Source organism: Streptomyces sp. CBMA291 (assembly GCF_014596525.1).
GTDB lineage: Bacteria > Actinomycetota > Actinomycetes > Streptomycetales > Streptomycetaceae > Streptomyces.
In genome coordinates, this window is sequence record NZ_MSJP01000005.1 from 47500 (window position 1) to 53632 (window position 6133).

Consider the following 6133-nt stretch of genomic DNA (forward strand, 5'->3'; position numbering starts at 1 on the left):
CGGCCTTCGTGGGTGGCGCGGTCTTGGCCGTCCTCGCGGTGCTCGCCGCCGGCGCGGTCCGCGTCCGGCGCGTCGGGAAAGGCCGTGGACGGGAACAGCACCTCCTGGGTCACGGTCGCGCCGTGGCGGCGGGCGTACGCGCGGAACAACCGGTCCGAGGGCCTGTTGCCCGGGGTGACGGTCGCTTCGAGCCGGTCGAGCCCGCGCTCGGCCGCCACACGGGCGGACAGGGCGTCGAGCAGTGCTCCGGCTACCCCGGTTCCGCGGTGCGAACCCTCGACGGCGACCTGCCAGACGAAAAGGGTGCGCGGTGCGTCGGGGCGGAGGAAGCCGGTGACGAACCCGACCGGGCGCCCTTCGGCGTCGCGGGCGACGGCGGTCGTGTCGGCGAAGTCCCGGCACCACAGCAGGTAGCTGTAGGGCGAGTTGACGTCCAGCTCCCCGGAGTCGCGGGCGAGCCGCCAGAGTGCGGAACCGTCGCTCACACGGGCACGGCCGATGGTCACACCGGGGGCACGGTTCGGGTCGGGGCTGGTGAGCTGGGACATCGCTTGGGCGGTGGTCATGTGGGCCGAAGCTACCGAGCGGGGAGGCGAACTTCCTGGGGCGGCGGGCTTGTGGGAGCCCGGCGCGCGTGATAGTCGCGCAAGGCCGCCGGGTGGGGTCTGATCCACTCCGAGGACGAGGAAAACCGCCTCAGAACGACCCAAATCCTTCATTTATAACGGCTGGATAACGCCTTCTTGGGGAGGGTGCCACCTTCGCATCGAAGGCGAGAAGGTTCCCCGTTCTGGGTTTGAGGCACGCGTGAGGGGTCAGGTGTACGAGTTCGGGGGCGGCTCTCGGGAGCCCTGGTTGGGTGTCAGGGTCGGGGCTGGGTGGGGGCGGTGGGCTTGGTTGCGTCGGTGAGGGCTGTGAGGGCTGTGAGGTCGGTGAGGTCGGTGAGGTCGGTGGGTTTGGTGAGCCTGGGGGTCTGGGCGGTCTTGGTGCCCCCCAGTAGCCCGGCAGCCCCAAGGGTCCTGGTAGCACCAGTGGCCCCGGTAGTCCCGGCGGTCCCAATGGTCCCGGCCGTGCCAGTGGGCTTCGGGCGTCGATGTCAGACCCTCGCCCTACCGTGGAGGAGTCCTTAGTCACGCGTGCTGGCTGCTCGCTGCTGCTCGGGACCGACGCCCCGCCGGCGTGGAACCCGGGCGGGGCGTCACCGTGAACGGACCCCGGGCAAGGCCTTGGAGCGAGCCCCGCTACCGTCTGGCCCGGTCCTCGGCCGCTCCGACCGGGCGTACGTCCTCGGCCGACCGTGGCGGGAGCGCGTCTTGTGCGCCTCGACGAGGAAAGGGCCGCGAGGCTCACGGCGGGCCGCCCTGCGCGCGGGCCTGGAGCCGGACGTGAAACGGGCGCCGGTCCCCCTCAGGGAACCGGCGCCCGCACCCGGAGTCCCTCGCGGAGTCCGGGGCATCACCCCCGTGTCAGGGGCGCCGCGTCACGGCACGTCCCGCACCGTGCCCGTGAACTCCGTGCCCGGGACGCTGGGCTCCCAGGAGCTGTCGTACGTGATCAGCCGCGCCCGCAGTGATTCGGCAGGCTCGGCGATGTCGTCCCGGACGGTGGGCACGGCGAACTCCGCGCTCGTCTCGCCCGGCATCACGCTGACACCCAGGTAGATCCCGCCGTACGGGACGGCGGAGAGCGCCACGGCCGGGTCCGGCACCTCCCACAGGCGCTCCTCCAGCCACGCGCGGTCGACGTCCGCCGTGGACAGCTCGTCCCCGGACGTCACGGGGAGGAGAGTGATGTCGCTGACGATGGGGACGTCGGCGGGTTCGGACAGCGTCACCCGCCAGACCAGCGGCTCGCCTTCGGCCACGTCGTCGGCGACCGGCGTCAAGACCACCTCCGGCATCGGATCGTCGTTCAGCGCGGTCACCCCGCCCTGGTACGAGCCGACCACGGTGCCGTGCACGGCCTTGACGAGGATGTCGTACGGGACGTCGTACCCGTAGCGCGTGTTGCCCTGCACCTCGACCGGCACGTCGATGTCCTGGTGCCCCGGACGCACCGTCACCAGGCGGGACGTGAACTCCCACGGTTCCTCGGTGGGGAGGAACAGCCGGACCTGACCGCCGCCCTGCCCGGAGACCCGCACCGGCACCCGGTAGGTCCGTACCCCGGAGTCGCCCTCGGCGACCTTCAGCCGGCCGACGTCGACGCGCGCCGGCGCCGCGGAGCGCAGCGCCGGCGTACCCGGACGCCAACCCCACGCGTCGATCAGCCAGGCACGCCCGTCGCCACCGCGCGGGGTCAGCTCCAGCGTCGTGATCCGCCGGGGGTCCACCCCCGAGCGCCAGGCGTCCGAGAGCGGCAACCGGACCTCACGGGCCCAGGCGGACGTGGTGTTTCCGTTGCCGGGCAGCCCTTCGAGCCGGGTGCGGCCCAGACGTACCCGGTGTCCCGAGGCGTCGGCGACCGTGACGTCCAGCTCCGTGCCGGTGCTGCCGGGCGGCACGATCACCCGCAGGGACAGCGCTTCGGCACCCGCCAGGGAGACCGGTCGCGCCGGACGCACCGAGACCGGTTCACCCGTACCGTGCCACCGCAGCGCGACGGCGTCGGGCTCCGTCGCGCCGGACGACGTCCAGCCCGCGAAGTGCGGCGAGTGGCCGTCCGTCTCGGGAACGAGGCAGGTCCGCGCGGGGTCGGGGTCGCTCTGGACGCAGAGCCCGCCACCGCCGGACACGGTCGTCGAGGAGTCCGGCAGGAACGCCGGGGTGCGGCGCGCGCCGACGGCGTGGGCGAGGGCCCGGACCGGACCGGCCGAGGGCGCCCGGCGCCCGGTGCCGTCGAGGAGCGGCCGGACACGGTCGTCGCCGCCGACGAACAGACGCGCCGCCGCCGCGATGTACGTGGCGCCCGCCGTCTGCTGCCGCGTCGCCGCCAGCCGCGTCGGGGCCCCCGGGGAGCAGACCGGATTGGGATCGCCGCCGTAGTCGGCGTCGTCCATCGCGGGTGCCTTCGCCTGGCCCGGGGTCCACTCGGTGTTGAAGAAGTTGTGGTTGGCTCCGACCATGTAGACCGCGCTGTGCAGCGCGTCGCCCCGGCTGACGCCCCGGGTGCCGTCCACGTAGTCCTGGCCCTGGAGATCGGACACGTCGCCGTCGCAGCCCGGCAGGACCGTCAGCGACGGCACGTCGGCGGCGGGGTTGTTGCCGAAGGCCGTGGGGCCGATGAGGACGGAGCCGCGGATCTTCCACCGGACGGGACCGTGGTAGCCGTCCTGGTCGGCGGGGGCCGGGAAGAGGGTGTCGATCGCGGCTCGGTTGACCCCCTCGCCTCCCCGGGAGTGCCCGACGAGCAGGACGCGCGAGAGATCGGCAGAGGACACGCCCCGCACGGCGGCGGGCGCGGACGCCTTGTCCGCCGACCAGGCCGCCCAGCGGGCCAGATGCTGCCGGATCAGCGAGGACCGGGCCTGCGCGCCGCCGTCCTCGGCCTGGAAGTCCTGGCCGTTGATGCCGTTCGCGGCGATGGAGAACGTCACATAGCCCTGGGAGGCCAGGAGGCGCTGGGCCTCCAGATAGCCGTCCTGGCTCGGAATCGGAAGGGTTCCCGCCGGGCACGGCCAGACACCGGAGGCCTCGTCGGACCCCGGTGTGTAGCAGGTTTCGTGGCGGCCGTGCAGGAAGAGCGCGACGGGCCGCCTGCCGGGAGCGTCGGCCGGTCCCACCACCGTGGCCCGCATCTCCACCGGTTCGGCGAGTTCGGGCAGGCGTACGGACTTCAGCGTGTACGCGCCACTCACGGTGCGGTAACGGCCCGGCACCCCGGGGTCCACCTCGTTCAACGGAAGCGGGGCCTCGGACCGTACGGTCGGGGCGGGGCTGTGGGCCTTCGCCCGCCCGGAGGCGGCGGCGTCGAGGCGGCGCCCGCCCGTCATGACCCGTAGCGGGGTCGTGGCGGAGAGCCGGACGTTTCCGAGCGGAAGCCGGAACGACCTTCCGTCCGGCTGCGGTTCCGGCAGACCGAGCAGCCGGTCGCCCGCGTGGAACTCGACCCGGGCGTCACCCATGGGCACGCGCTCGGGCGACGTCCAGACCAACTGCCGGTCCGCACCGGACCCGGAGATCCGCCAGCCCTCGGGCAGTGGTGCCTCCGTGGTGGAGAGGCCGCCGGAGGGCGCGGACGGTGTGCCGGGTGACGGCTGGGCGTGCGCGGGCCCGGGGGACACCGCGGCCAGCGCGAGTAAAGCCGCGGCGGTGGTGACGCCGCGAGTGATGCGTATCAAGAGGAACTTCCTCACCTCGGTCCTGGCGGAACGTTCCTCCCACATGTCTTCGACACGCGGCGGAACGCTCCCAGGCACGGAACTGCCCGGGGCCGACTGGTCGGGCCTGCCCCTCCGTACACGGATCCGTGATGACGCCCGGAAGGCGTCTGCCTGTCTTCGAAAGATGCCAACGGGGCGACGACGGTTGCCTCTTGGGGCGGGATCGGCGGGATCGACGGGGGAGGAGATTGGGGAGGAGCGGTTTGACGAGGGCCTGGGTGCGGATGGGGCTGTGCTTCCGGGCGGGGGCTGTGGGGTGGGAGGAGCCCGAGGAGGGACGGGCTGTTGCCGAGCCTGGGCGGGCTTGGTTCTCACTTGGCCCGCCGGGTCCCACCCGGCGGTGGCAGACCGTCAGACACCGGCCACCCCCGTCATCCCTCGCACCCGCCTTATCTCCCTCTCCCCCCTCTCCTCCCTGTCCTCCCTCACGACCAGGACGCCACCACCAACGCCCGCTCCGCCGCCGTCAGATGGATCGCCGAGGCCAGCCACGCGCGGGCGTAGCCGTCGGGCGAGGGGTCACTGAGGCGTCCGAAGGTGTCACGGGGGCGGCGGTCCGCCTCCGCCACCAGGGCTTCCGCCAGCCCCGCCGCCCCGCCGAGCCCCGCCCGGCGCAGAGGTACGGCGAAGGCCGCCGTCTCCGTACCGCGACCGGCCTCGGCCACCGCGCGTCTGCCACCCGCGACACCCGTCTCCAGGAGCCGCCGCACCCGCCACAGCGGCGCGTCCGCCAGCGGGTCGGGCCCGGCGGTCACCGGCCCGCCCGCCTCGCCGGGAGGCGCCTCGGCCGGGAAGTGGCCGCCCTGGAGCCGGTCGTACCCCAGGTCGGCCCGGCCCATCCACTCCTCCGGCAGCCGCAGTGTGTACGAGGCTCCCGGCACGGGGCCGACCGCCAGCGGCCGCAACGTCGCCGCCCGTTCCAGATCGGGACGGCCCAGGACCCGCAGCGCGAGCCCCGGATACCCGGCGATCCTCCGCAGGTTAGCCGCGTGCGGCAGCTCCGGATGCGGATGGGCGGGGCGCAGCCGCAGCGAAGGCCCGTCGTCGGCGACCCGCACCACCAGGTACTCGCCGACCGCGCCGACCACCACCACATCGCAGCCGAGCAGCGGCGCCTGAGCCCCCTCGGTCTCATGGCCGCCGTCGTCGAGCAGGGCACCCATCGCCTCGTGCACCGGTCGTGCGAACAGCGCGGCGGCGGGCTCCTCCGACCAGTGCACACCACGCAGCGGCGTCGCGCTCACACCCCGCCCCGCCCCGAGCCGCCCGTCGGGCGAGACCGTCGCGCCGACGATCCGCAGCCCTCCACGCGCCAGCCCGCCGTGATCCAGTACGGCCCCGCCGAGCGCCACGGACGCCGAACCGGCGCCCCTGGCCCGCGCCAGGCCCCCCGGGCGTACATCGGACACCGAGTAGCGGGAGCCGTCGGGAGCGAGCAGGTGGGTGGCCACGCCTCCGTAGCCGGTCGCCGAAAGCACCGGCTCCCGGCACAGCCCGTACACCCGGAGACTCCCGCCCTGCTCGTACGACCGGCGTGCGGAACCGCCGCCCGCCGCCCCCGAGACGAGGACGGCCGCCTCGGCGAGCAGCTCGCGGAAGGCGTTCGTCAGATCGCCGAGACGCTGCCCCCGGCCCTGCCCCCGCGCGGAACGCAGGCCCCGTACGACCCGCAGCGCCGCCGCCTCGGCGCGGGGCAGCCCGGCAAGCCGCACTCGCCGCAGAACCAGTCGTCGCCCGGCCGCTGCATCACACCGCCGCAGGCGGGGCAGGACCAGGCGTCGTCCTTCCACTCCTGGCCCGCCGCGACCCACA

2 protein-coding genes and 2 pseudogenes are annotated in these 6133 nt (G+C 74.1%); all 4 read right to left on the bottom strand.

The annotated features are described in order from the left end of the window. Positions 1 to 65: 65 nt before the first annotated feature. Positions 66 to 548, bottom strand: a pseudogene (gene ectA, locus BU197_RS00895) (diaminobutyrate acetyltransferase); the annotation flags it as partial. Positions 549 to 1480: 932 nt separating this feature from the next. Further along, positions 1481 to 4279 carry a hypothetical protein gene (locus tag BU197_RS00900; protein WP_188266199.1) on the bottom strand — a complete coding sequence of 933 codons (2799 nt, stop codon included), beginning with the start codon at positions 4277 to 4279 and terminating at the stop codon, positions 1481 to 1483. A 467-nt stretch (positions 4280 to 4746) separates the two neighbouring features. Continuing rightward, the gene (locus tag BU197_RS00905) at positions 4747 to 6033 is read right to left on the bottom strand and encodes a hypothetical protein (RefSeq protein WP_411158426.1); all 1287 of its coding nucleotides are present in this window, start codon (positions 6031 to 6033) and stop codon (positions 4747 to 4749) included. After that, positions 5982 to 6133: pseudogene (locus BU197_RS31410) on the bottom strand (DUF1727 domain-containing protein); the annotation flags it as partial. The gene BU197_RS00905 and the pseudogene BU197_RS31410, both read right to left, overlap by 52 nt.